This is a genomic window from Pseudomonas morbosilactucae, assembly GCF_023241665.1.
Taxonomy (GTDB): domain Bacteria; phylum Pseudomonadota; class Gammaproteobacteria; order Pseudomonadales; family Pseudomonadaceae; genus Aquipseudomonas; species Aquipseudomonas morbosilactucae.
On sequence record NZ_JALQCX010000044.1, the window covers coordinates 1 to 3268 of the forward strand.

Annotated in this window: 1 protein-coding gene; it reads right to left on the reverse strand. The window is 59.6% G+C overall.

Annotated elements, in window-relative coordinates:
- Window positions 1-3268: condensation domain-containing protein (locus tag M1B35_RS22620; RefSeq protein ID WP_268263130.1), on the reverse strand; the 3268-nt coding region annotated here is incomplete at both ends.

Genomic DNA, 3268 nt, shown 5'->3' on the forward strand with positions numbered 1-3268 from the left:
GCACCTTGTGGCACAGGGTTCAACGAAGTGTCGAGGATATGGGTGTAGAGGTTGGCGATCGGCTGGCCAATCGGCACGCTGTCCAAGCCCTCGTCCACGCAGGTCCAGTGGGTGACGTCGATGGCCGCTTCGGTCGGGCCATACAGGTTGTACAACTGGGCTGCCGGCAAGCGCGCAAACACCTGCAACTGCGCATCCACCTGCAGGGCTTCGCCACTGCACATGATTTGCTTGAGGTGGGTGCAGCGTTCAACACCCGGCTCATGGATAAACACCTGGAGCATCGACGGCACGAAGTGCAGGGTGGTGACCTGGTGACGTTGAATCGTCGCGATGAGTTTTTCCGGTTCGCGGTGTTCACCTGGGGCCGCGATGGCCAAACGAGCACCGGTCATCAGCGGCCAGAAGAACTCCCACACCGAAACGTCGAAGCTGAAAGGGGTTTTCTGCAGCACGGTGTCGCTGGCGTCCAGCGGATAGGCCTCTTGCATCCAGGCCAGGCGGTTGTGCAAGGCGATATGGCGGTTACCGGCGCCCTTGGGTTTGCCGGTGGAGCCGGAGGTGTAGATCACGTAGGCAAGGTTTTCCGCCAGCACTTCGATCTGCGGGTTGGCGTCGCTGTAGGTGCTGACATCCGCCTCCAACAGCAGCGTTTGCCCGCCAAACACCGGCAGGCCAGACAAGAGAGGCTCCTGGGTCAGCAGCAAGTCAATGCCACTGTCCTCGAACATGTAGCTCAGGCGATCCTGCGGGTACTCGGGGTCGAGCGGCACGTAAGCGCCGCCGGCCTTGAGGATGGCCATCAAGCCGATGACCATGTCCAGGGAGCGCTCGGCGGCAATGCCGACCATCACTTCGGGGCCAACGCCCAGTTCGATCAGCTTATGGGCCAGTTGGTTAGTGCGACGGTTGAGCTGGTCATAGGTCAACTGCTGCTCGCCAAACAACAGGGCAATCGACTCCGGCTTGAGTGCCGCCTGTTCTTCAAACAGCTGATGCACCGGCGACGTGTTGGGATAGTGGGCGGTGGTCTGATTCCAGGTGCGCAGAGCCTGCTGGATTTCCCCAGCCTCCAGCATCGACAACTCGCCGATCTGTTGTTGCGGTTGCGCAACGATGGCTTTGAGCAGGTTCAGCCAATGCCCCGCCATCCGTTCAATGCTCGAAGCATCAAACAGATCGGTGGCAAAAATCAGCGCAGCTGACCAGCCTTCTGCCCCATCAAAGGTTTCCAGCGTCAGATCAAACTGGGCGGAGTGCCCTTCCCACTCCAGCCCTTCAACCTGCAGCCCCGGCAATTGATAAGCAGTGTCCGGTTTGTTCGCGTCAGCGCTTTGATGGTTGAACAGCACCTGGAACAAGGGATTACGACTTAGATCACGCTCAGGCTGCAGCACTTCCACCAACTGTTCGAACGGCAGGTCCTGATAAGCCTGGGCTTCAAAAGCCGCTTGTTTGACCTGCTGCAATAGCTCGACAAAGCGTATTTGTCCGCTCACTTCAGCCTTGAGCACCTGGGTGTTAACAAAAAAGCCGATCAGGCGTTCGATCTCGACGCGGTTACGGTTAGCAATCGGTACGCCGACGCGGATATCGCCCTGCCCGCTGTAGCGATGCAACAAAGTCTGAAAAGAAGCCAGCAACAACATGAATGCCGTCACACCTTCACTCTGCGCCAGGCGCTTGAGCCCTGCGCTCAACTCAGGCGTGAGTGGAATCTCAAAACGGCCGCCCTTGTAGCTTTGAACAGCTGGACGCGGATGGTCAGTCGGCAGTTCCAACACTGGCTGCTCACCGCCCAGTTGTTGGGTCCAATACTGCATCTGGCGCTCACGCTCGCCTGCATCCATCCATTCGCGCTGCCAATGGGCATAGTCTGCGTACTGGATAGCCAGGGGTGGCAAGCTGACAACCTCATCCCGGCTGAAGCCGGCATACAGTTGAATCAGCTCATCGACCATGACCTGCATTGACCAGCGATCCGACACAATATGGTGCTGGGTCAGAACCAGCACATGTTCATCCTCGGCCACTGCCAGCAGATCGACCCGCAGCAACGGTCCGGTCTGTAGATCAAATGGCTTTTTTGCCTGGTTCTCAACAAAGGCCTGAATATCGGCCTGACCCTGAGGCCCCACTGCAAGGCGATGCTGTGCAATGGTCAACGGCATCTCGGCGTGAACAATCTGTGCGGGCCGTTGATCCTGCTGGGTAAAGGTCGTACGCAAGGTTTCATGACGTGCGATCAACACATTGAAGCTGCGCTCCAGCACATCGACATCCAGTTGACCACGCAGATGCAAGGCCGTGGGCATGTTGTAAGTGGCGCTATCGGGCTCCAACTGCCAAAGAATCCACTGGCGCTGCTGGGCATAGGACAAGTCCAGAGCCTTGCTGCGATCGGCCAGAGTGAGGGTGGTTTGCGGCGTCTGGTTGCGACCCAGTGAGCCGACAAAATCCTTGAGTGAGACCGTCTCGAACAATGCCCTGAGAGACGCATCGACATCCAGCGCCTGGCGAACACGGGAAACCACCTGGGTGGCCAGCAAGGAGTGCCCACCGAGCTCGAAGAAGTTATCGCTCAAGCCCACTTGTTCGATGCCCAGCACTTCCTGCCAGATCGCGGCCATGCCCTGTTCAAGAGCGGTCTGCGGGGCAATATATTGCTGCTGCAATTGCCCGGCATCCGGCGCCGGCAAGGCCTTGCGGTCCAGCTTGCCGTTGGTGGTCAGCGGCAATTGCTCAAGGAACAGCACATGGGCCGGCACCATGTAGTCCGGCAGGTTGTCCTTGAGCTGGGCCTTGAGGGCGTCGCGCTGTTCGGCTTGTACCTGCTGATCGGCTCTGAACCGCGTCGGCACGATATAGGCCACCAACTGCTGGCTGCCCAAATTCTCTTGGGCCAGCACCACCGCCTCACGCACACCTTCCTGCTCCAGCAGGCGTGCTTCGATCTCCCCCAGTTCGATCCGGAAACCGCGGATTTTCACCTGATGGTCGATACGCCCGATGTACTCGATCACCCCGTCGGCGCGATAACGCGCCAGGTCGCCGGTGCGGTACAGGCGACCGCCGTCACCGCCAAATGGATCAGGGATAAAGCGCGTGGCGCTCAGGTCGCCCCGGTTCAGGTAACCCCGGGCCAGGCCCGCACGGCCGACGTACAGTTCGCCGGTGCAGCCACGCGCCACCGGGTTCAGGTCAGCATCCAGCAGGTACCAGGACAGGTCCGGGATCGGCTCGCCGATCGGGCTTGCAGCGACCTGAT